Genomic DNA, 25,028 nt, shown 5'->3' with positions numbered 1-25,028 from the left:
ACCCACAAAATCCGCAGCGCATAGCGCTTTACACCATACGCTGGGAAAATACGGTTTTAGCGCTGCGCCAATTAAACGCTCACGCCACCCGTGCCAAATGCTTCGGCATGAATTCGCTCACCACTCACGCCCAGTGCGTGTAATGATTTAATGTGTGCCTGCATAAACGCCAAAGGGCCACACAAATAATAATCCGCATCCGGCAAAATCACCCGATCAGCTAGCTTGGCCAAATCAATCGGGCCAAGGTGATGGCTGGCTGCGGGATCGGCTTGATCATAAAAAATCGTCGCGGCAAAATTGGGCTTGGCTGCAGTCAATTGCTGCACCTGCTGTTTAAAAGCATGCACCTCAGGATTGCGGCAAGCGTGAATTGAGCTCACTTGGCGCTCAGTGCCTGTGGCATGCAAATGCTGCAGCATCGCCATCATCGGGGTAATCCCAACGCCACCACTGATCAACACCACGGGACTACTGCGATCGGTATGCAAGACAAAATCGCCAGCCGGTGGTGCTACATCAATCACGTCGCCCACTTCAATCGTGCTATGCAATAGGTTTGAAACTTGGCCGATGATTTGCTGGTTTTGCTCACGCTTAACTGAAATTCGCAAATAATCTTGTCCCGGCGCATCTGACAAACTGTACTGCCGTGGCTGCATCAACTGCCATTCAGGCACAAACATCCGCACCGAAATATATTGCCCAGGCAGATAATCTGGCACCGCGCCGCCATCGGCCGGGCGTAAATAAAACGATGTAATTTCGCTGCTTTCGACTGCTTTTTTCGCCACCACAAAACCACGCCAGCCGGTCCAGCCGCCGCTTTTGAATGCGGCAGCAGCATACAATTGCGCTTCTTCGGCAATCAATACATCGGCCAGTTGGCCATAAGCTGCGGCCCAAGCAGCAATCAATTCATCCGTCGCGGCAGCACCCAGCACTTCTCGAATCGACGCCAATAAATGATGGCCGACAATCGGGTAATGCTCGGGGCGGATGCCCAAGCTGATGTGTTTATTGGCAATGCGCGTTAATACTGGCGCTAATACGCTGGGGTTATCAATGTGTTCTGCATACGCCGCAACCGCCATCGCCAGCGCTTGTTGCTGCGCACCAGACTGCTGATTGCCTTCGTTAAAAATCTGTTTGAGTTCTGGATTATGCTGAAACATTCGTGCATAAAAATGCGTGGTGAGCGCCACACCATGCTGTTTAAGAATCGGCGCAGTGGCGCGAACTAAGTCACGATCAGTCAAATTAAGCATGGTTATTCCTACATCAGTTCATAAAGATGTATTAATTATACATATTTATGGCTATAAGAAAAGACACGGCATTGCGGTATTTTGCCGCGACCATTCATCGCAATACTAATGTAAGGATTTATGCTTTAGGGATTCGCGACTGCTGGCGCGACTTCAACTCGTCCTCGCCCCTGCTTTTTGGCCCGCAATAAAGCGTCATCTGCCCGCTGAATCAAATCACAGGCACTGCATGGCGTCTCAGCCGGCATGGTGGCCACGCCAATACTCGCGGACATCGTAATGGTTTGCTGATTGATTAATAATGGTGTGTTTTGAATGGCCAGCAAAATCGCATTGGCTTTTTCAACCGCATGCGCATGTTGAATATCCGGCAACACAATAATAAATTCATCGCCGCCATAGCGACCTAAATGATCATAAGAGCGTAAACAAAACTTAATCATCCGCACAAATTCAATCAATAACTGATCGCCAACCGGATGACCATACTGATCATTGACTTGCTTAAAATAATCCACATCCACCATCATCAAAGCTAAAGGCATATGGCTACGCCCAGCGCGCGCCATTTCGCGCTTAAGTACATCCATAATGGCGCCGCGATGCCAAATATTGAGTAAAGGATCGAGCAAAGAAGCGCGCCTCACTTCGCACAATTCAGCAAACATCATTTGCTGCGATTCGCTTAATTCTCGGGTTAAAAATACCTGCTCTACCCAGCTACCCAAATCATGCAAACAATTGCGTTCTTCATCCGAAAGTACACGAGGCACGTGATCAATAATGCATAAAGTGCCAACATTATGCCCATCGGCATTTTTGAGTGGTCGACCGGCATAAAAAATAACGTAAGGCGCATCCAGCACCAGCGGATTATCGGCAAAACGAATATCTTGGCGCGCATCGGCAATCACAAATAAATCATCGCCCAGAATGGCATGGCCACAAAAAGAAATGTCCCGCCCAGTCTCTCTCACCGGTAAACCCATGCAGGATTTAAACCACTGCCGGTTTTCATCAATGAGCGACACCAAAACAATCGGCACATTAAACACCCGCTTGGTCATGCGAACGACGCGATCGAATACCTCTTCGTCGGGCGTAGACAGCAATAACATCTTACGCAATGAGGCCATTCTTTCGTCTTCATTGCTCGGGATGGGGGCCGGTAACATGCTTACTCCAAAACTAAATTAATTGATAAAGAATGATAACTCGGTCAACGCCTGCCCAAAAAAAAGACGCCAGTGAATTTTGCAATGCACAGCGCTAAATCAAAAAATACTGCATTGCTAAAATAAAGATCACACATTCAATCATAAATTATTACACAGAACGATACTATAGCTTACTTATAAACAAAACAAACACGACTAACGTTACGCCAAGCTCAGTGGCAAAAAAATAGAGCAATCTGCCATCATTGATCAACAGCAAAATGAACCGCAACGCACTTGAGATCAGTAGCCCGTTGGCGGTATTACTGCAAAGCGCAGGACTACAACGGCAAAAATCCGGATAATGCGCGCTAACTCAATATGCGCGCTATTTAAGGAATTCTGCCATGGAAATTAAGGTCAATTTTCTCGACAAGCTTCGTCTTGAAGCCAAGTTCGATGATTTCACGGTGGTGGCCGATCAGCCGATCCGCTACAAGGGCGACGGCTCGGCACCGGGGCCGTTCGACTATTTTTTGGCCTCATCGGCGTTGTGCGCGGCGTATTTTGTGAAGTTGTATTGCGATACGCGCGGTATTTCGACCGAGCATATTCGTCTATCGCAAAACAATATTGTTGATCCAGAAAACCGCTATCAGCAAATATTCAAAATTCAGGTGGAATTACCTAAAGAAATCTCAGACAAAGATCGACAAGGCATTTTGCGCTCGATTGAGCGCTGCACGGTCAAAAAAGTCGTGCAAGCGGGGCCTGAATTTATCATTGAAGAAGTCGATAATCTCGACGCCGATGCGCAAGCTTTGTTGACATTAAATCCCGATGCGGACGCCGCCACCTATATCGTTGGTAAAGATCTACCGCTCGAGCAAACCATCGCCAATATGTCTGGCCTATTGGCCAATTTGGGCATGAAGATTGAAATCGCTTCGTGGCGCAATATCATCCCCAATGTTTGGTCGCTACATATTCGCGACGCGCACTCACCAATGTGTTTTACCAATGGCAAAGGCGCAAGCAAAGAAAGCGCATTGGCATCGGCCTTGGGCGAATTTATCGAGCGACTCAACTGCAATTTTTTCTACGCGGGGCATTTCTTTGGCAATGACATCGCCAATGCGCAGTTTGTGCATCACCCGAGCGAGCGCTGGTTTCAGCCGGGGCCCAATAATGCGCTACCAACTGAAATCCTCGATGACTATTGCCTGCCAATTTTCAACCCCGATGACGAGCTACTCGGCTCGCATTTGATTGATACCAATTCGGGCAATGCGGCGCGCGGCATCTGCTGCTTACCGTTTGTGCGTCAGTCAGACGGCGAAACGGTGTATTTCCCGAGCAATTTGCTCGAAAACCTGTTTGTGAGTAACGGCATGAGCGCCGGCAATACCTTGGCCGAAGCCCAAGTGCAATGTCTATCAGAAATCTTTGAGCGCGCAGTGAAACGCGAAATTCTCGAGGGCGAAATCACGCTGCCGGATGTACCGCAAGCCGTGCTAGAGAAATACCCGAGCATTTTAGCGGGCATTCAAGGCTTAGAAGAGCAAGGCTTCCCGGTCATCGTAAAAGACGCATCGCTTGGCGGTGTATATCCGGTGATGTGCGTCACGCTAATGAACCCACGCACTGGCGGCGTATTTGCCTCATTCGGCGCGCACCCGAGCTTAGAAGTCGCCTTAGAGCGCAGCCTAACCGAGTTGCTGCAAGGCCGTAGTTTTGAAGGCATGAACGATCTACCCCGCCCAACCTTTGAAAGCCAAGCACTCACAGAACCCAATAACTTTGTTGAGCATTTTATTGATTCGAGCGGCATTGTGTCGTGGCGCTTTTTCAGTGCCAAAGCACAGTACGAATTTGTTGAGTGGGATTTCGCCAGCCAAGGCGACAACGCCAATGCCGACGAAGCGGCCACCCTGTTTGGCATTTTGGCCGACATGGGCAAAGAAGCCTATATGGCGGTGTACGATCAACTCGGTGCCATCGCCTGCCGCATTGTGGTACCTGGCTATTCGGAAATTTACCCGATCGACGACTTGGTCTGGGACAACACCAATAAAGCGCTATTGTTCCGCGAAGATATTTTGAACTTGCACCGCTTAAGCGATGTTCGTCTGGTGGCCCTGCTCGATCGTTTAGAAGACAACGAGCTGGGTGATTACTCCACCATCACCGACTTAATTGGCATTGCCTTTGATGAAAACACCGTTTGGGGTCAACTCACCGTACTCGAACTCAAACTATTGATTCATCTGGCCTTGCATCAATATCCTGAAGCGCATGAGCTAGTCGGTGCTTTCTTGCAATACAACGACAACACGCTTGATCGCGTATTGTTTTATCAAGCAATGAATGTGGTGCTTGAAGTTGAGATGGATGATGAAATGGAACTGGCCGACTATGAGGTTAACTTCCGCCGCATGTTTGGCAATGAGCGCATGGACGCGGTGATCGGCTCAATCAACGATACCATCCGCTTTTATGGCCTGACCCCAACCAGCATGCAACTAGAAGGACTTGATCGTCACCAGCGCATCATCGATAGCTACCAAAAACTGCATGCCGCACGCGCAACCGCAGCGGGGATGTCGAACAATTAAGCTTTAGGCATTGTTGATAGGTATATGGCTGTAAACTTTTATTTATAAATATTACAGCCATATACATACACAAACGCCGGATGGCTGGCGCAGAATTTTGCCGATACCTATCGATAGGCCATAAAAAAACCCTCAAAACAATTGAGGGTTTTTTTACAGCTAAATTAACGACTCGCTAAACCGACTCGGCTCAGAACGGGATATCGTCTTCAAAGTCGTCAAAATTACGCGCGGGTTTTGCCGCAGCTTGTGGTGGTGCTTGGCGTGGGGCTTGTTGTTGCTGTTGCTGTTGGGCTGGGGCGCTGTATTCTTGGTTGAAATCATCACCACCGCCTTGCTGGTTGTAGCCACCGCCAGCATTACCGCCGGTATCACCACGCCCGCCGAGCATTTTCATTTCATCAGCGATAATTTCAGTGGTGTAGCGATCAGCACCGGTTTGCTTATCTTGCCATTTGCGAGTTTGCAAACGACCTTCGATATACACGCTGCTGCCTTTTTTTAAGTATTGCCCAGCAATTTCAGCCAAGCGGCCATACATACTGATGTTGTGCCATTCGGTTTTTTCTTGTTTTTGGCCAGATTGCTTGTCTTTCCAGCTCTCAGTGGTGGCAATCGAAAAATTACATACTGCATTGCCATTAGGCATAAAGCGCGTTTCTGGGTCTTTACCCAAATTACCAATTAATAATACTTTATTTAATGAGGCCATTTATTTGCTCCAGTTTTTTAAATCAATTCAATGTTTACGGTGCCTAGCACCGCACAATTTATGTCGTAGCGATATTGGTTTCAGCAATGAGTCGATCCACTTCAGCTTCGTCATAGCCCGCTTGCATCACTTTGAGCAGGGCGACGCGCTCGTCGATCAAAACCACGGCTTCTTTTACACCGTCAATGGCGCCTAGTTTAGCAGACAGTCGCCCTACATCGCCTGACCATTGCTCACCAATGTGGAACATTTTGGTTTTGACCGGCAGCGGCGCTTGCATTCCCCAAGAGACTAAAAGCCAGATCGCCATCAGTAATGCACACAGCGCAAACACCGGCATTGGGCTTTGATATTCTTGGTATAAATACCCCGCTAAAGCCGATCCCATAAACATACTCGCCGCTTGGCAGGTATTGTAAACGCCCATCGCGGTGCCCTTGGCTGCGGTGGGGGCGATTTTAGAAATCAACGACGGTTGAGTGGCTTCTAAAATATTGAAGGCAATAAAATACACCCCCAACCACACCACAATCCACGTTAAGCTCGGCATCCATAAAGTCATGCCCAGCTGCGCGGCAAACATCAGCGCGATGGCAAATAAAAACACTTCTTTGAGGTGATTTTTTTTCTCACCATAAATAATCGCCGGCACCATCAACACAAAACCGACCAACACGACCGGCAAATACACCCACCAATGATGAGCCACGTCGATGCCACCAATTTGATTGAGCAACAAAGGCATCACGGTAAACATGGCCATTTGCGAAGCGTGCAGCGCAAAAACGCCGTAATTTAAGCGCAGTAACTGCGGGTCTTTTAACACTTGCGGCAAGCGGCTGGCGTTGGCTTCGGCATCGGAATGAAAACGCGATACGGCGGGATTAGGCACCACTTTCCACACGCCGATCAAAGCGGCAATCGTAAGACCTGCGGTGAGTAAAAAAATCCCCGGCAAACCGATCCATTCGGCGAGTTTGGGTGCGGCCACCAGAGAAATAGCAAAGGTTGACGCAATCGAAGCGCCAATCATCGCCATGGCTTTGGTGCGATGCTCTTCGCGGGTTAAGTCTGCCAATAGTGCGGTCACTGCCGCCGAAATCGCCCCTGCGCCCTGCACTGCACGCCCGACAATCAACCACGCAATATGATCGGCCATAGCACACATAATCGAGCCAATGGCAAACAGCGCCAAGCCGATATAAATGACTTTTTTTCGGCCAACGCGATCCGACCACATGCCAAATGGCAATTGCAGCAAGGCTTGCGTTAAGCCATAAGCGCCAAAGGCTAAGCCGACCATGGTGTGATTTTGACCGCCAGGCAAATGCCCAGCGTAAACCGCAAACACTGGCAAAATCAAAAACATGCCCAGCATGCGAAGCGCGTACAGCCCAGCGAGGCTGCTTGCGGCGCGTAATTCTAACGCCGACATAGTAGGAGAAGCAGACATCAGCAGCCACATCAACAAAAGGAGGATGGATTTTAACAGCTCAGCCTCAGGATGGCAGTGTTTGCTTTGCGATTGATTAAGAATACCTGCAGCACCCCCCAATCAACCCCAGCTACATTCGAAGGGTATATCGCTAAAGCGCATTCAACTCAAAGTCTACAGCTCAATACCTATGGGTTGATACCCTAAAGCCTGTTGACGTTTGGTTTGCCCGCCGCGTTTGCGCGGCTTTTGGCCTGAGGCAAGGCACAAAGCCGCGTGATCATTCTACGCTAGCGCTTTGTAACGCCGCATCCACCGCCAACGTTCAACGACACCACCGCGCTATCACCGCGCACATCGCAGCCAATCGCTATCACCAAGAATGGAAGCTTAAGTTGATACCGGATGCGCGGCGCTGGCGGCATCGGCCACGCTTTGAAAATCTGCATCCACTTGCGCCAATTGCGCGAATTTATTCGCGAACCACGCCGCATCGTACCAAGCCACATTCTGGCTATGCTTGACATCGTCCCACAAAGAAAAAAACCAACGCCGCGCCGCAAAGCCATCGGCCAATGGCTGCTGCTCGATATAGCTTTCCAATAAGCGCCAATCGGCAAATGCATCCGCCAAATGAAAAATATCCTGCTCACGATGGCGAAATGCCACATCACATGGATCAATGGCCGCAACCGGTAAGCCGCTCGCGTCATATAAAAAATTACACGCGTGGGGGTCATCGTGGCACAGTGACGATGGCCCCGTAATGGGCGCTAACATGCGTTCACGCTCCGCCCAAAGCTTGGCAAACGCGCTACGTAATTCAGCAGAAAACGGTGAGGTCGCGGTATTCAAACTAGCCAACAACGGCCGCGTCCACGATTCAAATGCGGGTAAAAACGCCGGTGTGAAATCACCATTGGCATGTTCAAAACCGCGCGCATCACTTACCGCATGCCACGCCAACATTTGCTCAACAATCCGCTGCGCCGTTTGTGCCGGATTAGGCAAAGGATTGGGTAATTCCCATGCAGGAACGCCCAATAAACGCGGCATCAGAAAGGTATCGAGCTTGCCATGTTCACCCAAAATTTCGCGATGCTCTAAAACCTCGGGCATTGGCAATACGCTATGCGCTCGTAAGCGATTCAAGGCGATGATTTCAGAGGCCAAGCGCCCAGCTTGCCGAGAAAATTTAACGACAAACTCACCCTGCTCGGCCCGCAGCAACACCACATGCCCATAAAAAGATGGTATTTCTTGCGTTATTTGCAGATTGGTTAAACCCGCTTGCGCCGCAAAGGCCAATGCCGGCGCTAGATAGTCCGAAGGATTCATCGCATTCACAGTATTTGCCTCGTTCTTGCATTTTAAGGATCTAGTAATTTTCAATTAATATTTGCTATTGCAAGCTCAGTTCGTGCCAACTATAAAGTACAAATCAATATTTTGAATTTTTAGCGACTTCGCGCGATCAGGAGTGTGGTTTATGCTACAAGCGCCAACCACGATGTTAAACGCTTTAGCAGCACTGACTAGCCTGCATGATCGCGACGCACTTTCATTAAGCTTGTGCATTACCTTGCAAGAAATTTTTGACTTCAAGCAGCTCGATCTCTATCACTACCGAGCGGCGCCGCTGCAAACCGACTGCGCATGGCAAATCAAACACACAATTCACCTGCAAGATGGTCAAATGTCGCAATCTTGGCATTGGCATGAGCATGAAATCCTTAGCAATCTGTCGCCCGAGCTTGATCCTCTGATTACCCAAGCACTCAGCTCAAGCGAAGCCAGCGTTTTATCGTCGGATGGCTACCGTGTGGTGCGTTGCCTATATTCGGCCAATCAACCGCAACTACTCATCGACTGCCGCAATACCAGCGCCTTAAGTGCTAAAGATTTACATGTGCTGCATGGCATGACGCGAATTTACGAAAATCACAGCACCCTGCTCGACTATGGCCAAACCGACTCCTTAACGGGCTTACTCAATCGCAAAACCTTAGAGCAACAATTTTTCAAAGTAATGGCGCATCAAAAAAATCTCAACAATCTTGAGCCCAGCAGCGTAGATATTGAATGTGAACGCCGCAGCCATCCTGATAACGAGGTTTATTTCCTCGCAGTGATGGATATTGATCATTTCAAACGCATCAACGATCAATTTGGGCATATTTATGGCGATGAAGTGTTACTTTTGATCGCCCAACTGATGAAGGCCAGCTTTCGCAGCGAAGATCATTTGTTTCGATTTGGCGGAGAAGAATTCGTCATCATGATCGGCCCACAATCAGAGGACAGCGCACTACAAGCCGTCGAACGGTTTCGCGAGCGGGTGGCGCAGTTTGATTTTCCACAGGTGGGTCAAGTCACCATCAGCATTGGCATTACTCAACTACTTGATTTTGAAATTTTAAGCACTGTACTTGGCCGCGCTGATGAAGCCTTATATCAAGCCAAAGACCAAGGGCGTAATCGCGTTGTGACTGCGGCAATCGATGCCATTAGCATCAAAGAACACAGCCCGAATAATGGCAGCATTGAATTATTCTAAGCGCCCTATTCGCCCGCTGGGCCAGCACTTTGGCTGCAAAGTGAACATTCGTACTCTTCACTACCCCGCGCTGCAGCAAAGCGCTACAATGCACGGTTACTTTTGCCGCCGGATAATGCCATGTACCGCTCTGCACTTGCCACTGACCAGCCAATGATCCGCATTCGCGGAGCCCGTACACATAACCTCAAAAACGTGAACTTAGACTTGCCGCGTGGCAAGCTGATTGTCATCACCGGCTTATCTGGTTCAGGTAAATCGTCCTTGGCTTTCGATACTTTGTATGCCGAAGGGCAACGCCGTTATGTTGAATCACTGTCGGCGTATGCTCGGCAGTTTTTGCAATTAATGGAAAAACCCGATGTCGATTTGATCGAAGGGCTCTCGCCAGCCATTTCGATTGAGCAAAAAGCCACCAGCCACAACCCGCGCTCAACCGTGGGCACGGTGACTGAAATTCACGATTATTTACGCCTGCTATTTGCCCGTGTTGGCACGCCGTTTTGCCCTGAACACAATCAGGCGCTGCAAAGCCAAACCGTCAGCCAAATGGTGGACCATGTGTTGGCGCTGCCCGAAGACAGTAAACTGATGATTTTAGCGCCAGTGATTATGGGCAAAAAAGGCGAAAACGCCGACTTGCTCGAAGAGCTGCGCGCCCAAGGTTTTGTTCGTGTTCGTATCGACGGCGAAGTGTTCGAGCTCGACGAAACACCGAAACTCGATAAAAACAAAAAACACACCATTGAAGTGGTCATCGATCGACTGAAAGTACATGCCGACATTCAGCAACGACTCGCCGAAAGCTTTGAAACCGCCTTGCGCCACGCCGAAGGCCGTGCCATTGCGGTTGAAATGGATACCGGCAAAGAGCATTGGTTTTCGGCCAAATTTGCTTGCCCAATTTGTAGCTACAGCTTGCCTGAGCTTGAGCCGCGCCTATTCTCGTTTAACAATCCAATGGGTGCGTGTCCTTCGTGCGACGGACTCGGTCACCGCACCTTTTTTGATCCCAAGCGCGTCGTGGCGCATCCCGATCTGAGTTTGGCCGCCGGTGCAGTCAAAGGCTGGGATAAACGCAATCAGTTTTACTTCCAAATGCTGATGAGCATTGCCGAACATTACGGCTTTGATATCAATACAGCGTGGAATGAATTGAGTAGCGAAGTACAAGACGCGATCTTACAAGGCTCGGGGCGCGATGAAATCGCGTTTATGTATACCAATGAACGCGGCAATAAATTCGAGCGCGCCCATGCTTTTGAAGGGATTATTCCGAATTTAGAGCGTCGCTACAAAGAAACCGATTCAATGGCGGTGCGTGAAGAGCTCGCCAAATATCAAAATAATCAGATTTGCCCAAGCTGCAATGGCGCGCGTTTACGCACCGAAGCACGCCACGTACAAGTAGGGGGTATTACGCTGCATGCCATTGGCAAAATGGCTTTGCGCGATACACTGCTGTTTTTTACCGGTTTACATTTAGAAGGCGCCAAAGCGCAGATTGCCGAAAAAATCGTTAAAGAAGTCAGCGAACGACTCGGCTTTTTGGTCAATGTGGGTCTCGATTACCTATGCCTTGAACGCAGCGCCGATACGCTGTCGGGCGGCGAAGCGCAACGCATTCGCTTGGCCAGCCAAATTGGTTCTGGCCTCACTGGCGTGATGTATGTGCTTGATGAACCGTCGATTGGTCTGCATCAGCGCGACAACGACCGTTTGATCGGCACTTTGATTCATCTGCGCGATTTGGACAATACGGTGATTGTCGTTGAGCACGATGAAGACGCGATGCGGGCTGCCGATTGGCTGATTGATATGGGCCCGGGCGCTGGCGTGCACGGTGGCGAAGTGATTGCATTTGGTAAACCCGAAGACGTGTTTAACAACCCCAATTCCGTCACCGGCCAATTTATGACCGGCAAACGCAAGATTGCGATGCCCGCCACCCGCCGTGTGCCAACAGAAGGTCGCTGGCTGCATATCAAAGGCGCGAGCGGGAATAACTTAAAAGACGTCGATCTGGATTTGCCGCTGGGCATGATGGTGTGCATTACCGGCGTTTCTGGCTCGGGTAAATCGACGCTAATCAACGACACTTTGTATGCCATTGCCGCCCGTGAACTCAATGGCGCGGGGATCGAATCCTCCCCTTACCACAGCGTGCATGGACTTGAGCATCTAGACAAAGTCATTAATGTCGATCAATCGCCGATTGGCCGCACGCCGCGCTCCAATCCAGCGACGTATACCGGGCTATTTACGCCGATTCGTGAGCTGTTTTCAGGCGTGCCGATGAGCCGTGAACGCGGTTATGGGCCGGGGCGCTTCTCGTTTAACGTCAAAGGCGGTCGCTGCGAAGCGTGCCAGGGCGATGGCGTGATCAAAGTCGAAATGCATTTCTTGCCCGATGTGTACGTTCCGTGTGATGTCTGCCATAGCAAACGCTATAACCGTGAAACACTGGAAGTACAGTACAAAGGCAAAAACATTACTGAAGTCTTAGAAATGACAGTCGAAAACGCGCTGGCCTTCTTTAGCGCCGTGCCCACCGTTGCCAGAAAGTTGCAAACCTTAATGGACGTTGGCTTGGGCTATATTCGCCTAGGTCAAAGTGCCACCACGCTCTCAGGCGGCGAAGCACAACGGGTGAAATTGGCGCTGGAGCTGTCTAAACGGGATACCGGTCGCACGCTGTATATCTTGGATGAACCGACCACGGGTTTGCATTTTCACGATATCGACCTACTGCTGACCGTGGTGCAGCGCTTGGCGGGTCACGGCAATTCAATTGTCGTCATTGAGCATAATCTGGACGTGATTAAAACTGCCGACTGGGTGATTGATTTGGGCCCCGAAGGCGGCGCTGGCGGCGGACAAATTATTGCCACTGGTACGCCCGAAGAAGTGGCCAAAAATCCACATAGCCATACGGGGTATTACCTTGCACGCTCTTTAAATAAAGCGCCTGAATAAAATACCCCCAATAAAAAAACCGCCAACATTACATTGGCGGTTTTTTATCGTCTTTTAATTTACTGATTAGGGTTGCCCATAGTGGCTGAGTAATTTATCGAGCCATTTTGACGCGCTTAAACGCTGCGGCATGCTGCCTTTGTACAGCAGCATTTCTAGTTGCTCAAAGGCTTCACGGCGTTGATTATCGGCAATCAAGACGGCAATGGCTTGCAGGGTGGCATCGTCAGAAACAAAATCTTTCGCTTCAAATTGGGCACTGCGCTGCGGCACGGCAGCGGATGCCGGCGCTGAAATCGTTTCAGCTTGCTCCACCTTGGCAGCAAACATACTGAGTGGATCATCATCTCGCGGATGCGCAGTGGATAACAGATCTAAATCAAAATGAAAGGCATCATTTTGCGCCGTGTTCAAGCCACTGCTAACCGGGCTAACCGGACTAACCGCTAAGGTGGGCGCTAAATTTGTCGTCTGAATTGGCGAATTCACTTCAGTGCTCTGCGGCAATAAATACGCTGCAGTGCGCGCATCAATCGATTGATACAAAGGATTATTGGCGTCAATTTGCAGCCCCAAGCTTTGCACCTGCTGCCACAATGAATCGCTGGCAAAATGCAATCGAAACGCCACGGCACGTTCTTGAAATGCCTCAAGCATGTTTTCTTGCGCAAAAATCTCTAATAGCTTCATCCACAAAGCCAATGAATGCGGGCGATCAAGCACTTCGGCACTGAGTAACTGAATCGCTTGTGCCGTCATGCCGTAGTCCAGCAATAACTGCGCTTCTTCTGCCACTGAAGCCGGTGAAACGACGTCCACGCCATGCCAATCGGTGTTGTCATACTCTGGCGCTGGCATCGGCGCGGGCGCGGCAAAGCCACTGGTTCGTGTTTGCGAATGCGGAAAATGACTCGGTGTTCTTTGCGCCAAGATCGTCGTTGGATTGCCATGCAAAGTGGCAATCCCCAGCGCCGAGTACGAACTATCGGCGGTAAGGCGCAATCGTTGCCGCCAAATCACCACCACCATTGCCAACACAACTAAGCCCAAAAACAACCACCATTGCCAAGAAAACGAAGCATCACCTTCCATTTTGGCCGCGCTTTTGGCGGGTGAATTGGTGATCTTAACCCGATTTAATTGTTGCTCTAATTGAACGATCTGATCTTTGAGTTGCAGCATTTGCGCCGCTTGTTCGTCCGATTCAAGCGACAATAAGCGCTCTCGCAAACGCAAAATATCGGCGGGCGACAAATTGTTTTTTGGTTTTAAATCCAGCGTCGGCGACGATAAGCGCAAACGAAATTCATCCGCGCTCGCCGTTGCCGTTGCCGTTGCAGGGGATTCAATCGCGTCGGCGGCGGTATTGGCGGGCGATAAGCTGAGCCTAGCCTCGGCTGGCAAAGTCTCAATTCGCGGTGTTGTCGGCGCTTTTGCTTTGGCCATCGGTGCCGGCAATTGCAAGCGCCATTGATTCCCCAACCGCACCGTCGAGCCTTGCGGCAAGTCGGGGTTCAAATCAAAAATACGCTCAACAAACTGAGCGCGCTGTTGCGCTTGATGCGGATAATAACGGCGCGCGATATTGGCGACGGTATCGCCCTCTTCAGTCAACCATACCGCGCCTAAACGCGGCAAAGTACGTGGTTTAATGGATGCTGCGATCGGCTGATGGCGTTTTTTAGTTGCCGCTTGGTATTCGTGTGGATCGAGAAGTACGCTGTAATCCCGCTGAAAAACCCGGTTTTCTTCACCCGGGCATTTCACTCTAACGGCTAAATTCAGCAGAGGTTCATGCCAGGCATCCAGGCCATAAATCAAAACGCGGCCGCCTGGGCCATCTGGCTGAAAAACCAATTTGGCACGGCGCAATACATTTTGCTCTTCGCCGCTATGCAAACCAACGAGCCGAAAACAAGAGCTACTGAGCGCTTCTTCCTCTGATGCCGCCACAGAGATACTGGCCGAAAATTTTTCACCCAATGCCGAATTCACCCGGATATCGCCCAACATCGCAGCATGCGCCCCACCTGCAAGCATACACATTGCACTTAGGGCAAAAATAAACGGAGTTAAACGCAGAAGGCGAGGCAATTTTCTTATCATTATTTTTTCATAGAAACATCTAATTACAAATCAATCAATACCGTCGCACGGCAAAAATAATAACACGATAACTCAAATAGTCATTCTAAAAAACCAAACGATCCATGCGAAATAAACCTGCCAAGTCTTGCGATATCGATCGTCTGCCTTGATCAATTGTAGAAAAAAAACAGCGAGCGATCAATCGTGCTCGATTGTTTATATCTTGGCGTATTTTAATAAAAATCAGCGCAATGTATTTGTTATTGCTCAGTTTAAATGCAAATCGTCAATATCCACAGCCTCAGGATGGCGGTATTAACTGCTGCGGCCCAATATAAAATCGAGCCGCAGCAGGACAAAAATAATGCCATTGGATTAAGTAATCACGAATAACGGATTGGCACTTGTAGGCGCTAGCTGTCCAGCGAATGCAATACTTCGCTGGCTGAGCAAATGCCACTCAGAATCAAGCGTGTTTCTCTTTACCACTTAACAATTGAATTTATAAGATATCAAGATGATCTAAACCAGACAAAACGTCACGATTTTTCGATTCTGCGCCATTTAATTTGATTTGCAAGCGTAAATCATTCACCGAATCGGCATTACGCAAGGCATCTTCATAGCTAATACGATTGGCTTCAAATAAATCAAATAGCGATTGGTCAAAAGTTTGCATGCCTAATTCACGCGATTTTTTCATAATTTCTTTAATCTCGTGAACTTCGCCTTTAAAGATTAACTCGGAAATCAATGGCGAATTGAGCATCACTTCAACGGCGGCAACGCGGCCTTTACCGGATAAATGTGGCACTAAGCGTTGCGACACAAAGGCTTTTAAATTGAGCGATAAATCCATTAATAACTGAGAGCGGCGCTCTTCAGGGAAAAAGTTAATAATCCGATCCAGTGCCTGATTGGCCGAGTTGGCATGCAAGGTTGCCATACAAAGATGGCCGGTTTCGGCAAAAGCAATCGCGTAATCCATGGTTTCACGATCGCGCACTTCGCCAATCAAAATCACATCCGGCGCTTGGCGCAAGGTGTTTTTCAGCGCTGCCATCCAAGAATCAGTATCTACCCCCACTTCTCGCTGGGTAATAATTGAATTTTTATGCTCATGCACGTATTCAATCGGGTCTTCAATGGTAATGATATGGTCATAGGCGTTTTCATTGCGATGGCCAATCATGGCCGCCAACGACGTTGATTTACCTGAGCCGGTCCCGCCAACAAAAATTACTAAACCGCGCTTGGTCATCGCAATATCCCGCAATACTGGCGGCAGGTTTAATTCTTCTAATTTTGGAATTTCTGAATTAATCGTTCGCAGCACCATGCCAACACGGCCTTGCTGCATAAATGCATTCACCCGAAAACGCCCCATTGAGCCAGGGCTAATCGCGAAATTACATTCTTTATTGGCTTCAAAGTCTTCGGCTTGACGATCATTCATAATCGCCCGCGCTAATTCTTTGGTGTGTTGTGCAGTGAGTTGCTGATTTGAAACAGGGGTCACTCGACCATCGATTTTCATTGCCGGCGGAAAATCAACGGTAATAAATAAATCCGAAGCATTTTTACTGCGCATATGCCGCAATAAATCATGCATAAACTTGGCTGCTTGTTCTTTTTCCATAATCGACTGAAATTAACCCTTAAAATTATCTGGAATCGCCGCTTTACCACGCGCATCGATAATTGACACGACATTACGTTGCACTAAATTTTGCAGACATTGATCCAAGGTTTGCATGCCATATTGGGAGCCGGTTTGAATCGATGAATACATTTGCGCAATTTTATTTTCGCGGATTAAATTTCGAATCGCCGGAATCCCGATCATGATCTCATGCGCGGCAACGCGCCCTTGCCCATCTTTGGTTTTTAGCAAGGTTTGCGAAATCACAGCACGCAATGATTCAGACAGCATCGAGCGCACCATTTCTTTTTCTGCCGCAGGGAAAACGTCAACAATCCGGTCGATGGTTTTTGCGGCCGACGTGGTATGCAAGGTGCCAAACACCAAATGCCCGGTTTCTGCGGCGGTGAGTGCCAAACGAATGGTTTCCAAATCGCGCATCTCACCGACCAAAATCACATCCGGATCTTCCCGTAAGGCGCTGCGTAATGCATTCGAAAACGACATCGTATGTGGGCCAACTTCTCGCTGATTGATAAGGCATTTTTTGGATTGATGCACAAATTCAATCGGGTCTTCCACCGTCAAAATATGGCCGTATTCATTGTCGTTAATGAAGTTCACCATGGCCGCGAGTGTGGTTGATTTACCTGAACCGGTTGGCCCAGTAACGAGCACCAAACCACGTGGGTTTTGTGCGATGTCCTGAAAGACTTTGGGGCAGCCCAGTTCTTCTAATGACAGCACCTTAGAGGGAATCGTCCGAAATACCGCACCAGCGCCGCGATTTTGCACAAAGGCATTCACCCGAAAACGCGCTAAATTGGGAATTTCAAAGGAAAAATCGCATTCGAGGGTGTCTTCGTAAATTTTTCGCTGGCCATCATTCATAATGTCGTACACCATATCGTGGACGTCTTTATGCTCCATTGCCGGTAAGTTAATGCGCCGAACATCGCCATGAACCCGAATCATCGGTGGCAAACCAGCGGAAAGGTGTAAATCGGAGGCTTTATTCTTTACCGAAAAGGCTAAGAGTTCTGAGATTTCCATTTATAATTCTTCCTCTTATCCATCAAATTGGCCCAACAAAAGCCCATCATTAAGCATGGGCTTGGGCTTTTGAGTTAATTTTCCCATTATGGCAACGATTTTTACTGCATTGCAAGGCGTACAGGCGAGGATTGACACTGCGTGCACAGCTGTAGGGCGAAACCCCGCAGCGGTGAAGCTGTTAGCGGTGAGTAAAACCTTTCCTGCTGCCGATATTCAAGCTCTCTATCAATTCGGTCAACGCGCATTCGGTGAAAACTATGCGCAAGAACTCGCCAATAAATGCCAAATACTGGCGGAATATAACGACATTGAATGGCATTTTATTGGTCCTTTACAGAGCAATAAAACCCGTTTAGTCGCTGAAAACGCCGCGTGGGTGCATACGATAGAACGATTAAAAATTGCCGAACGTTTGTCAGCTCAACGACCGACTCATTTGCCACCTATCAATATTTGTCTGCAAGTGAACGTTTCGGGCGAAACAACAAAATCAGGCGTCGCGCCAGAGCAAGTCTTGGCTTTGGCTGAGCAAGTGGCCAAATTACCGCAACTTTGCTTACGTGGCTTGATGTGCATCCCTGAATCAAGCCATGATTCAACCCTACTGGCACAGCAATTTTTAGTTTTAGTGCAATTAAAAGCGCAACTCCAAGCACGCGGATACGCCTTAGACACCCTATCAATGGGGATGTCGAACGATTTAGAGTCAGCCATTGCCGCTGGCTCAACTTTAGTGCGTATTGGTAGCGCCATTTTTGGCCAGCGACATTATTCATCATGAACGCCGTACGATGCTCAGGCACACGGTTTGATCAGGACAGCAAATAACCATGAAAATTACTTATATTGGCGGTGGCAATATGGCCAGCGCGATGATTGGCGGCATGTTGTCACAAGGCTTTAAAGGGCAAGACATCCACGTGGTTGAGCCCGATGCCAATAAACGCGCTGAACTTGCACAGCAATATGGCATTAGTTGCAGCGCCCCCGAAGAAGCGTTGCCTGCCAGCCAAGCGATTATTTTCGCCATTAAACCGCAACAATTTCGCACCGTTGCCCAAAGCATCCTGCCGCAATTGAATCATGCTTTGGTGATCTCAATCGCTGCTGGCATTCGCGCAGCCACCATCAGCCAATGGCTGGGTGGCTATCAACGCATCGTTCGCGTGATGCCCAATACACCGGCTTTAGTTCAAGCGGGGATTTCTGGGGTGTATGCGACAGAACACGTAACCGACACCGACAAAGCCTTAACTACGCGTATTTTAGCGTCCATTGGTGAGCAAGTTTGGGTTAACGATGAATCGCAAATGGATGGGATTACCGCGATTTCAGGCAGTGGCCCGGCGTATGTGTTTTATTTGATGGAAGCCTTGCAAGCGGCGGCTTTGGCACAAGGCTTTGATGCCGACATCGCCAATAAACTGGCCTACCAAACTTTTGCTGGTGCGGTCAAACTGGCGCTGGCTAGCCCAGATGACGCAGGAACTTTACAAGTCAAAGTGACTTCTAAAGGGGGAACGACAGAGCGAGCGATTCAAACCTTGCAATCGCACAATGTACGCGCAACATTGATTGCCGCCGCCGCTGCTGCGGCTGCGCGCTCAGTCGAGCTAGGTGATGAGCTCGGCCGAAATCCAGAACAATCAGAACCATAAATAGGAGGCTTTATGCTCACCAGCGTACTCGATTTTTTAATCCGCAATGTACTCGACTTCTTCATTTTATTGCTTTTGGTTCGATTTTATTTACAAGCGGCTCAAGTTTCATTTCGTAATCCAATCGGCCAATTTGCGCTGGCGCTCACCAATTGGATCGTATTGCCAATTCGCCGCTTTATTCCACCATTTAAAGGCTATGACAGCACCAGCCTAGGTTTTGCTTGGCTATTTGCGCTCGCCATGCATGCCTCACTCTTGGCAATTAGCCCTTGGCCGTTTAACTTTATGTCAGGCAATTCAATTTTGGCTTTGACGCTGATTGCGACACTTGAGCTGTTCAAAATGTCGCTCTATCTATTGTTTGCCGCCGTCATTGGCCAAGCCTTAATGAGCTGGCTATCGCCTTACAATCCATTTATGGCGATTTTAACCGGATTGACTGCGCCGTTTTTACGGCCGATTCAGAAAGTAATTCATCCGATTGGTGGGATTGATATCACACCATTTATTCTTATCTTATTCATTCAGCTCCTACTCAATGTGTTTGTCGCACAAATGGAGCCGATGATTCTTCAACAAGTCGTGGTAACTGCATAATGGCGCACAATCGCTGGTTCACTCAAAACGGAACAACCCTCATTTTACGTTTGCACGTACAAGCCAGTGGCAAAAAAACCGAATGTCTTGGCTATTATGGGGATGCCTTAAAAATCAGGGTGGCAACGCCCCCTGTGAGCCACAAAATGAATGTGTGTTTGGTCACTTGGCTGGCCGATCAATTTGGCGTTCGCCCACAGCAAGTGGGGCTCAGTAGTGGTGAAAACACACAAAATAAAGTTTTCACCATCACAGGAAGCAAGGTATCGCCCGAGAAGCTAAACCCAGCTTAACTTAGCGATCAATACGTGGCGTGGTATCGACAGGATCAACTCGGCGATACTCCGCCTCAATGATGCCATCGTCTGGCCTAGGCTGGCCGATGGTGGATTTGTTTTTCCATGGCAAAAGCAAAACCAAAGCGATTACATCGCTGATTAAACCCGGAATCAGCAACAGCACCGCAGCAATAAAATAGCGCGCAATGCCTAATAAACTATTGATGCCAACTTGGCCAGTGCGAACATCGTGCATCAGCTTTAAACCCATCGCCAAGCGATGATGACGTAGCATCAAAATACCCAAGCAAAACGATGCGATAACCCAAATCAGCGTCCAAAAAGTGCCGATGGTATCGGCAAGCCAAATCAAAGACATGACTTCAAGAAAAGGATAAGCCAATAGGCATCCGAACAAAAGGTAAGGCATGACAACTCCAACTGAAATTTTAATCGTGTGGTGCAACTGCCCCGATCTTGCCACTGCCAAGCAATTGGCATCGGGTTTGGTTAAAGAAAAACTAGCCGCTTGTGTGAATGTTTTACCTGCTGTGGAATCTATTTACCATTGGGAGAATAGGTTAGAAAATGCCACAGAAGTTCCGCTGATGATCAAAACCACTCGCGCCAACTATTGCCAACTTGAAAACTGGTTACAAACTCATCACCCTTATACAATCGCTGAAATTATCGCCATTCCCGTTACGGCAGGCTTACCTGCTTATCTCGATTGGGTTCGTACCGCTACTGCTGAGAGCAACTAAATGCATCGATTTTTAAGCTTCATTTTTTTAATCTTTATTTCTTTTAGCTTGCAAGCTCAAACCGAGCTATTACCTCCGGATCAAGCATTTATTCCCAAATTGCTTCAGCTCGATCCGCAAACTTTAGCCGCCGATTTTACCGTGGCACCACAATATTATTTGTATCGTGATCGAATCAGTTTTGCCGCGAACGGTCACGAGATCGAAACGGTATTTCCCAAAGGCGAGATGAAAGACGATCCCAGCTTTGGTCGAGTCGAAGTCTATAAACACGATACCCGCATTGTGCTGAAATTCAAACAAGCCGTCGACGCGACGCTGCCGATTACCTTCAAATATCAAGGTTGTGCCGATGCGGGAATTTGCTACCCGCCACAAACCCAAATTTTACAAGCTGGGAAAAATACCCAAAATAAAGCCGTGAGTGATTTATTTGGCAGCAATAGTAATAATCCCCCATCGCAAGATGAACCCGATTATTTTGCTGGCAGTTTTCTTGGCACGCTGGGCGTGTTTTTTTTGGCCGGCATTGGCCTAGCACTCACCGCCTGCATGTATCCACTTATTCCAATCGTGTCTGGGATTGTCATTGGCCATAACGCCAAACAAATTAAGCCACAACGCTGGCAAGCTTTTGCCCTTACTTTTATGTATGTACAAGGCATGGCACTGGCGTATACCGCGATTGGCATTGCGGCGGCGGCAACCGGTACTTTATTAGTGGTGTTCTTGCAGCAACCGATTGTGATTGCGGCATTTGCCTTATTTTTTGTCATGATGGCGCTGGCTATGCTCGGCGTTTTTCATCTGCAACTCCCACAAGGCCCGCACAATTTTATCAATAACCTTGCCAATCGCTTACCGGGTGGCCGCTGGCTATCGGTGTTTGTGATGGGGCTATTGTCTGCGTTATTGGTAGGTCCTTGCATTGCGCCACCACTGGCGGCAGCGCTAGCTTATCTAGGTACAACCAGTGATTTACTCCTCGGTGGCGCGGCACTGTATGTGATGGCGCTCGGACTCGGCGTGCCTTTACTGCTCATCGGAGCATTTGGTTCGACCATCTTGCCGCGACTTTCTGGCCGCATCATGCGCGGCATTAAAATCGCTTTTGGGATTGCGCTGCTGGGCATGGCGCTGTGGGTATCACGCCCATTGTGGGAAGTGTATCTGCGCCCAGCGGCACACCAGCTTAACTTGACTACTGTGGCTTCATCGAGCCAGCTCGATCAAGCACTACTGGCGGCACGTGGCAAACCGGTCATGGTCGATTTTTATGCCGATTGGTGTGTGAGCTGTATTGAATTTGAACGCGAAACATTAAGCGATAACACCGTACAGGCCAAACTAGAAAAAATCGTATTGATTCGGGTCGATGTCACCCAAAACAGTCGTGACGATGCCGCCCTTTTGGCTCGTTTTGGTTTATACGGGCCGCCCGCGTTGATTTTTTATTCATCAACTGGGCAAGAATTAAAACCGCGCGTTATTGGCTTTCAAAATCCTCGCGACTTTTTGCAAACGCTGACCAAGATTGAGGCCCAGCAATGAAAAAATGGTTTCTAGCGCTGTTTTTATTGCACAGCAGCTGCTTTGCTGCCAGCGAACTAGCTAGCAGCAAATTGCCTGATTTGGCTGGCAAGCCGCAAGCGCTGTCGCAATGGCGAGGCAAACCGCTGGTGATTAATTATTGGGCAACATGGTGTGGTCCATGTCGCCAAGAAATGCCTGAGCTGATCGAGTTACAAGCCAAATACGCTGGGAAAGTACAGTTTATTGGGATTGCGATTGATGATGCCGCCGCAGTCAGCGCCTTTATCAAGCCGCTGAAAGTAAATTATCCGATGTTAATCGGCGGCAACACGGCAATGGAAATGATGCGGGCACAGGGCAATCTGCATGGCGGACTGCCCTTTACGGTGATTTTCGATGCGAAGGGACAAAAAATCGCCGTCGAGTTAGGTCGAGTCAAGAAAGATCGGCTTGATCGCGCTTTAAAATTATTAAGCCAATAAACGCCAACACCTAAGGTATATTAATCCAGCCAATATTAAATAAAGGCCAGAGTCATATACCTTAAAAACCGCAAAATACGTCGCGCATCATTGCCACCACATCCAGTGTGCGCTGGTCACCAACGCGGTAATACACTCGATTGGCGTCTTTGCGCGTTCGCAACACGCCTTTTTCGCGCATCAAGGCTAAATGCTGAGAAATATTCGATTGCGTGGTGCCTACACGCTCAACGATATCTTGCACGCTGACTTCCTGATCGGCCAATACGCATAAAATTTTCAAGCGCAACGGGTGCGACATTGCCTTCATCGCTCGTGAAGCTTGGTCAATATGCTCATCGCCCATTAATGCAATAGAATCCATCATGTCTCTTATCTTTTTTATTAAATCTAACTGTATGTTTTCTGCTTTCCATCAGCAAAAAGACCAAACGCACACGGCATGATACCTGCTTAGGTTAGAATACTACCTACTATTGAATTTGATTCCAACCGCACTTACTTATTAATTGCGCGCCAAGCAATTCCATTCTTCTATTTAAACCTCAAGGATCGAGATATGACGCAAAAAATCACGCCTGTATTACTACTTATTTTAGATGGCTTTGGTTACCGTACCGGCGGCAATGACAATGCGATTTTACACGCGCGTAAACCGCATTTCGATCGTTTGTTTAGCCAATACCCATTTACCACCATTAACGCCTCAGAACAATTTGTAGGTTTACCTGCGGGGCAGTTTGGTAATTCAGAAGTCGGCCATTTAAATATCGGCGCTGGCCGTATCGTACAGCAAGACATTAGCCGCATCGACTGCGATGTGGCCGAAAACACACTGAAAGATAATCCGGTATTCAAAGCCGCGATGGACTTAGCCAAAAACAATCACAAAGCGCTACACATCATGGGCCTGATGTCCGATGGTGGCGTGCATTGCCATGAAGCACACGTCTTTGCCTTGATCAAAGCCGCGCATGAATACGGCGTACAAGATATTCGCGTTCACGCCTTCTTAGATGGCCGTGATACCCCACCACGTAGCGCCGAACGTTATATCGACCGCCTACAAGCCATTTGTGATACCAATGGTGCCAAAATCGCTGGCATCGTCGGCCGTTACTGGGCGATGGATCGCGACAATCGCTGGGAACGTGTTGAACCAGCGTACAAACTGATTGTAGATGGCGTAGGCCTTTACAGCGCACCAACGGCCATCGAAGGCTTAAGAGAAGCTTATTTGCGCGATGAAAACGATGAATTCGTTTCTGCTACCGTGGTTGGCGAACCAAGCCAAATGGCCGATGGCGATGCCGTGATCTTTATGAATTTCCGCGCTGATCGTGCGCGTCAATTAACCACCGCCCTCACCGCCAAAGACTTCCAAGGTTTTGAACACCCACAACGTCAACCGCAGTTTGGCTATTTCTGCACCGCCACCGATTACGGTTCGGCTTACGATTTACCTGTGGCGTATACCAAACCCAAAGTACAAAACGGCTTTGGCCAATATATTGCCAGTCTAGGCCTTAAGCAATTGCGCATTGCCGAAACCGAAAAATACCCGCATGTAACTTACTTCCTCTCTGGTGGTGAAGAAAGTGAATACGCCGGTGAAGATCGTATTTTGGTGCCATCGCCTAAAGTGGCCACTTACGACTTAAAACCAGAAATGTCGGCGCATGAAGTGACCGACAAATTGATTGGCGCAATCAACAGCCAACAATATGCCGCCATTATCTGCAATTATGCCAATGGCGACATGGTGGGTCATAGTGGTATTTTTGATGCCGCAGTCAAGGCCGTTGAAACTCTCGATCATTGCGTTGGCCAAGTTGTAGATGCCATGCTCGCCGCTGGCGGTGAAGTCATTATCACGGCCGATCATGGCAATTGTGAAATGATGTACGACCGCGATTCAAATCAACCGCATACCCAACACACTACCGATGTGGTGCCATTTTGCTATATCGGCCGTAAAGCGCGCTTAAGTGCCGGTGGTGCGTTAAAAGATATCGCACCTTCGCTATTGGCCATGATGGGTGTATCACAACCAAGCGAAATGACCGGTCAATCTTTGATCAGTTTTTTGTAAAAAGTAGCAAAAGCGGCGTAATTCAGCCTGAATCACGCCGCAATTTCAGCTAAAGGTTTAGTCGTTGCAATGAATCGAGTACAGTAGCGGTTCTGATCATTCTTTACTCGAGTCG

21 protein-coding genes are annotated in these 25,028 nt (G+C 48.7%); 11 read left to right on the top strand and 10 right to left on the bottom strand.

What is annotated here, in order from left to right; all coding sequences use genetic code 11:
• Positions 1–71: 71 nt before the first annotated feature.
• Both hmpA and Q0V82_RS06900 read right to left on the bottom strand, forming a co-directional pair.
• Entirely contained in the window at positions 72–1,268 is a 1,197-nt protein-coding gene (hmpA, locus tag Q0V82_RS06905; RefSeq protein ID WP_297574007.1) for an NO-inducible flavohemoprotein, read from the bottom strand.
• 125 nt (positions 1,269–1,393) lie between these two features.
• On the bottom strand, positions 1,394–2,443 hold the full coding sequence (locus tag Q0V82_RS06900; protein ID WP_297574004.1) for a diguanylate cyclase: 1,050 nt from the start codon (positions 2,441–2,443) through the stop codon (positions 1,394–1,396).
• Between the two features lie 389 nt (positions 2,444–2,832).
• Between Q0V82_RS06900 and Q0V82_RS06895 the strand changes: the two genes are divergently transcribed.
• A complete protein-coding gene (locus tag Q0V82_RS06895) occupies positions 2,833–5,040 on the top strand; it encodes an OsmC domain/YcaO domain-containing protein (protein WP_297574002.1) in 2,208 nt (735 codons plus the stop codon).
• A 190-nt stretch (positions 5,041–5,230) separates the two neighbouring features.
• Here the strand turns inward: Q0V82_RS06895 and ssb are convergent, their stop codons facing one another.
• From ssb to Q0V82_RS06880, 3 genes are all read right to left on the bottom strand, one after another.
• Positions 5,231–5,752: a single-stranded DNA-binding protein gene (ssb, locus tag Q0V82_RS06890; protein WP_297574000.1), complete on the bottom strand. Its 522-nt coding sequence runs from the start codon at positions 5,750–5,752 to the stop codon at positions 5,231–5,233.
• 58 nt (positions 5,753–5,810) lie between these two features.
• On the bottom strand, positions 5,811–7,205 hold the full coding sequence (locus Q0V82_RS06885) for an MFS transporter (protein WP_297573998.1): 1,395 nt from the start codon (positions 7,203–7,205) through the stop codon (positions 5,811–5,813).
• Positions 7,206–7,577: 372 nt separating this feature from the next.
• Positions 7,578–8,525: a phosphotransferase gene (locus Q0V82_RS06880; protein WP_297574076.1), complete on the bottom strand. Its 948-nt coding sequence runs from the start codon at positions 8,523–8,525 to the stop codon at positions 7,578–7,580.
• Between the two features lie 151 nt (positions 8,526–8,676).
• On the opposite strand from Q0V82_RS06880, the gene Q0V82_RS06875 reads away from it, so the two are divergent.
• Positions 8,677–9,744 carry a GGDEF domain-containing protein gene (locus Q0V82_RS06875; protein WP_297573997.1) on the top strand — a complete coding sequence of 356 codons (1,068 nt, stop codon included), beginning with the start codon at positions 8,677–8,679 and terminating at the stop codon, positions 9,742–9,744.
• 120 nt (positions 9,745–9,864) lie between these two features.
• A complete protein-coding gene (uvrA, locus tag Q0V82_RS06870; RefSeq protein WP_297573995.1) occupies positions 9,865–12,720 on the top strand; it encodes an excinuclease ABC subunit UvrA in 2,856 nt (951 codons plus the stop codon).
• A gap of 66 nt (positions 12,721–12,786) precedes the next feature.
• On the opposite strand, the gene Q0V82_RS06865 is transcribed toward uvrA, so the two are convergent.
• From Q0V82_RS06865 to Q0V82_RS06855, 3 genes are all read right to left on the bottom strand, one after another.
• Positions 12,787–14,760, bottom strand: coding sequence for a FimV family protein (locus Q0V82_RS06865; protein WP_297573993.1), 1,974 nt, complete (start codon positions 14,758–14,760; stop codon positions 12,787–12,789).
• Positions 14,761–15,310: 550 nt separating this feature from the next.
• Positions 15,311–16,447, bottom strand: a complete 1,137-nt coding sequence (locus Q0V82_RS06860) for a PilT/PilU family type 4a pilus ATPase (RefSeq protein WP_297573992.1) — start codon at positions 16,445–16,447, stop codon at positions 15,311–15,313.
• A 12-nt stretch (positions 16,448–16,459) separates the two neighbouring features.
• Positions 16,460–17,503, bottom strand: coding sequence for a type IV pilus twitching motility protein PilT (locus Q0V82_RS06855; protein ID WP_226763274.1), 1,044 nt, complete (start codon positions 17,501–17,503; stop codon positions 16,460–16,462).
• 88 nt (positions 17,504–17,591) lie between these two features.
• Here Q0V82_RS06855 and Q0V82_RS06850 point away from each other — a divergent pair, with 88 nt between their 5' ends.
• Genes Q0V82_RS06850 through Q0V82_RS06835 form a run of 4 tightly spaced genes read left to right on the top strand, consistent with a single transcriptional unit; the run spans position 17,592 to position 20,057 of the window.
• Positions 17,592–18,287 carry a YggS family pyridoxal phosphate-dependent enzyme gene (locus Q0V82_RS06850; protein WP_308445218.1) on the top strand — a complete coding sequence of 232 codons (696 nt, stop codon included), beginning with the start codon at positions 17,592–17,594 and terminating at the stop codon, positions 18,285–18,287.
• Between the two features lie 49 nt (positions 18,288–18,336).
• On the top strand, positions 18,337–19,164 hold the full coding sequence (gene proC, locus Q0V82_RS06845; protein WP_297573989.1) for a pyrroline-5-carboxylate reductase: 828 nt from the start codon (positions 18,337–18,339) through the stop codon (positions 19,162–19,164).
• 12 nt (positions 19,165–19,176) lie between these two features.
• Positions 19,177–19,764: a YggT family protein gene (locus tag Q0V82_RS06840; protein ID WP_297573987.1), complete on the top strand. Its 588-nt coding sequence runs from the start codon at positions 19,177–19,179 to the stop codon at positions 19,762–19,764.
• The gene (locus tag Q0V82_RS06835; RefSeq protein ID WP_226763270.1) at positions 19,764–20,057 is read left to right on the top strand and encodes a DUF167 family protein; all 294 of its coding nucleotides are present in this window, start codon (positions 19,764–19,766) and stop codon (positions 20,055–20,057) included. The genes Q0V82_RS06840 and Q0V82_RS06835 overlap by 1 nt, the downstream gene beginning before the upstream one ends.
• A 1-nt stretch (position 20,058) precedes the next feature.
• Here the strand turns inward: Q0V82_RS06835 and Q0V82_RS06830 are convergent, their stop codons facing one another.
• On the bottom strand, positions 20,059–20,472 hold the full coding sequence (locus tag Q0V82_RS06830) for an FxsA family protein (protein WP_297573983.1): 414 nt from the start codon (positions 20,470–20,472) through the stop codon (positions 20,059–20,061).
• Between Q0V82_RS06830 and cutA the strand changes: the two genes are divergently transcribed.
• From cutA to Q0V82_RS06815, 3 genes are read left to right on the top strand one after another with little or no spacing between them, the layout of a single operon-like run.
• On the top strand, positions 20,471–20,806 hold the full coding sequence (cutA, locus tag Q0V82_RS06825; RefSeq protein ID WP_297573981.1) for a divalent-cation tolerance protein CutA: 336 nt from the start codon (positions 20,471–20,473) through the stop codon (positions 20,804–20,806). The genes Q0V82_RS06830 and cutA overlap by 2 nt on opposite strands.
• A complete protein-coding gene (dsbD, locus tag Q0V82_RS06820; RefSeq protein ID WP_297573979.1) occupies positions 20,807–22,357 on the top strand; it encodes a protein-disulfide reductase DsbD in 1,551 nt (516 codons plus the stop codon).
• Entirely contained in the window at positions 22,354–22,821 is a 468-nt protein-coding gene (locus tag Q0V82_RS06815; RefSeq protein WP_297573977.1) for a TlpA disulfide reductase family protein, read from the top strand. The genes dsbD and Q0V82_RS06815 overlap by 4 nt, the downstream gene beginning before the upstream one ends.
• A gap of 61 nt (positions 22,822–22,882) precedes the next feature.
• Here the strand turns inward: Q0V82_RS06815 and Q0V82_RS06810 are convergent, their stop codons facing one another.
• The gene (locus Q0V82_RS06810; RefSeq protein WP_226763265.1) at positions 22,883–23,188 is read right to left on the bottom strand and encodes a helix-turn-helix transcriptional regulator; all 306 of its coding nucleotides are present in this window, start codon (positions 23,186–23,188) and stop codon (positions 22,883–22,885) included.
• Positions 23,189–23,380: 192 nt separating this feature from the next.
• Between Q0V82_RS06810 and gpmI the strand changes: the two genes are divergently transcribed.
• The gene (gpmI, locus tag Q0V82_RS06805; RefSeq protein WP_297573974.1) at positions 23,381–24,913 is read left to right on the top strand and encodes a 2,3-bisphosphoglycerate-independent phosphoglycerate mutase; all 1,533 of its coding nucleotides are present in this window, start codon (positions 23,381–23,383) and stop codon (positions 24,911–24,913) included.
• Positions 24,914–25,028: the final 115 nt, after the last annotated feature.

Source organism: uncultured Deefgea sp. (assembly GCF_947072475.1).
Classification (GTDB): Bacteria; Pseudomonadota; Gammaproteobacteria; order Burkholderiales; family Chitinibacteraceae; genus Deefgea.
This window is presented reverse-complemented; position numbering and strand designations above follow the sequence as displayed.

Bases quoted from the DNA above. Each gene is read 5' to 3' on its own strand.
- hmpA (WP_297574007.1), bottom strand. From the start codon at position 1,268: ATGCTTAATTTGACTGATCGTGACTTAGTTCGCGCCACTGCGCCGATT.
- Q0V82_RS06900 (WP_297574004.1), bottom strand. From the start codon at position 2,443: ATGTTACCGGCCCCCATCCCGAGCAATGAAGACGAAAGAATGGCCTCA.
- Q0V82_RS06895 (WP_297574002.1), top strand. From the start codon at position 2,833: ATGGAAATTAAGGTCAATTTTCTCGACAAGCTTCGTCTTGAAGCCAAG.
- ssb (WP_297574000.1), bottom strand. From the start codon at position 5,752: ATGGCCTCATTAAATAAAGTATTATTAATTGGTAATTTGGGTAAAGAC.
- Q0V82_RS06885 (WP_297573998.1), bottom strand. From the start codon at position 7,205: ATGTCTGCTTCTCCTACTATGTCGGCGTTAGAATTACGCGCCGCAAGC.
- Q0V82_RS06880 (WP_297574076.1), bottom strand. From the start codon at position 8,525: ATGAATCCTTCGGACTATCTAGCGCCGGCATTGGCCTTTGCGGCGCAA.
- Q0V82_RS06875 (WP_297573997.1), top strand. From the start codon at position 8,677: ATGCTACAAGCGCCAACCACGATGTTAAACGCTTTAGCAGCACTGACT.
- uvrA (WP_297573995.1), top strand. From the start codon at position 9,865: ATGTACCGCTCTGCACTTGCCACTGACCAGCCAATGATCCGCATTCGC.
- Q0V82_RS06865 (WP_297573993.1), bottom strand. From the start codon at position 14,760: ATGCTTGCAGGTGGGGCGCATGCTGCGATGTTGGGCGATATCCGGGTG.
- Q0V82_RS06860 (WP_297573992.1), bottom strand. From the start codon at position 16,447: ATGGAAAAAGAACAAGCAGCCAAGTTTATGCATGATTTATTGCGGCAT.
- Q0V82_RS06855 (WP_226763274.1), bottom strand. From the start codon at position 17,503: ATGGAAATCTCAGAACTCTTAGCCTTTTCGGTAAAGAATAAAGCCTCC.
- Q0V82_RS06850 (WP_308445218.1), top strand. From the start codon at position 17,592: ATGGCAACGATTTTTACTGCATTGCAAGGCGTACAGGCGAGGATTGAC.
- proC (WP_297573989.1), top strand. From the start codon at position 18,337: ATGAAAATTACTTATATTGGCGGTGGCAATATGGCCAGCGCGATGATT.
- Q0V82_RS06840 (WP_297573987.1), top strand. From the start codon at position 19,177: ATGCTCACCAGCGTACTCGATTTTTTAATCCGCAATGTACTCGACTTC.
- Q0V82_RS06835 (WP_226763270.1), top strand. From the start codon at position 19,764: ATGGCGCACAATCGCTGGTTCACTCAAAACGGAACAACCCTCATTTTA.
- cutA (WP_297573981.1), top strand. From the start codon at position 20,471: ATGACAACTCCAACTGAAATTTTAATCGTGTGGTGCAACTGCCCCGAT.
- Q0V82_RS06830 (WP_297573983.1), bottom strand. From the start codon at position 20,472: ATGCCTTACCTTTTGTTCGGATGCCTATTGGCTTATCCTTTTCTTGAA.
- dsbD (WP_297573979.1), top strand. From the start codon at position 20,807: ATGCATCGATTTTTAAGCTTCATTTTTTTAATCTTTATTTCTTTTAGC.
- Q0V82_RS06815 (WP_297573977.1), top strand. From the start codon at position 22,354: ATGAAAAAATGGTTTCTAGCGCTGTTTTTATTGCACAGCAGCTGCTTT.
- Q0V82_RS06810 (WP_226763265.1), bottom strand. From the start codon at position 23,188: ATGATGGATTCTATTGCATTAATGGGCGATGAGCATATTGACCAAGCT.
- gpmI (WP_297573974.1), top strand. From the start codon at position 23,381: ATGACGCAAAAAATCACGCCTGTATTACTACTTATTTTAGATGGCTTT.